The organism is Nocardia sp. NPDC060255 (assembly GCF_042727395.1).
Lineage (GTDB): Bacteria > Actinomycetota > Actinomycetes > Mycobacteriales > Mycobacteriaceae > Nocardia.
Genome location: NZ_JBHXAU010000063.1, coordinates 1 through 1375 on the forward strand (window position 1 = coordinate 1; position 1375 = coordinate 1375).

The following is a 1375-nucleotide window of genomic DNA, read 5'->3' on the forward strand; positions in this document are numbered from 1 at the left end:
GGGAGTGTCAGATTAACGGTGGATCTGCCCTGGCATCGGTTAGTTACTACTCGGCGTGATGCGGCCTTCGAAGGTGATAGCGAAGGCGTTCAAGGCGGGCTTCCACCTCATGGCCCATCGTGCCTTACCACGGCCGGTCGGGTCTAGTGCCCGGGTGGCGAGGTAGAGGCATTTCAGGGCGGCTTGCTCGGTGGGGAAGTGTCCTCTCGCGCGGGTTGCGCGCCGGTAGCGGGCGTTGAGTGACTCGATCGCGTTGGTGGAGCAGATCACCCGCCGGATCTCGATGTCGTAGTCGAGGAACGGCACGAACTCGCTCCACATCCGTTGCCACATACGGATAATCGCTGGATACTGCTGACCCCATTTGGCGGTGAACTCGGCGAAGCGTTCGGCCGCGGCGGTTTCGGTGGCTGCGGTGTAGACCGGTTTGAGGTCCCGAGCCATCTCCGGCCAATACTTTTTGGAAGCGTAGCGGAAGGTGTTGCGCACCAAATGGATCAGACACGTCTGCACCACCGTCCGCGGCCAGACGGCGGTGACCGCGTCAGGCAAACCGGTCAACCCGTCACACACCAGGATGCACACATCAGCCACGCCACGGTTTTTGATGTCGGTCAGCACCGACAGCCAGAACTTCGCGCCCTCGCCGCCGTCGCCGGCCCACAACCCGAGGATGTCGCGTTCACCATTACAGGTGACCCCGATCGCGACATAGATCGGCCGGTTGGCGACCTGGCCGTCACGGATCTTGACGTGAATGGCGTCGATGAACATCACCGGATACACCCGATCCAGGGGCCGGTTGCACCATTCGGTCATCTCTGCGATCACCTTGTCGGTGATCTTGGAGATCAGATCCTTCGATACCTTGGCGCCATAGACGTCCGCGAAATGCGCGGCGATCTCCCCGGTGGTCAATCCCTTGGCGCTCAACGACAACACGATGTCATCGATGCCCGACAGCCGCCGCTGCCGCTTACGCACGATCTGCGGATCGAACGACGCATCGGTATCACGCGGCACCTCGATCTGCACCGGCCCGATCTCGGTGAGCACCGTCTTCGCACGCGTGCCGTTGCGGGAATTACCACCCGTGCGACCCGCCGCATCATGCTTGTCATAACCCAAGTGCTCGGTCATCTCCGCCTCCAGGGCGATCTCGAGCACGTTCTTGGTCAAACCGTTGAGCAGCCCACCCGGGCCGATCAACTCGACTTTGTCCTGCTTGGCCTGGGCCACCAGCTGCTCGGCCAGCACCCGCTGATCCTCGGTAGCTGTCATAGGATCCAGTGTTTCGCTCATCATCGATCCTTCCCGCCAAGCAACGCTCGGCGTGTCAGACCAAGATCAAATCCACCGTTTCCCGGACACTCCC

The 1375-nt window shown here is 61.6% G+C and carries 1 protein-coding gene; it reads right to left on the minus strand.

Annotation, left to right across the window (positions count from 1 at the left end; genetic code table 11):
- Positions 1–39: 39 nt before the first annotated feature.
- A complete protein-coding gene (locus ACFWF1_RS44015) occupies positions 40–1302 on the minus strand; it encodes an IS256 family transposase (RefSeq protein ID WP_379292235.1) in 1263 nt (420 codons plus the stop codon).
- Positions 1303–1375: the final 73 nt, after the last annotated feature.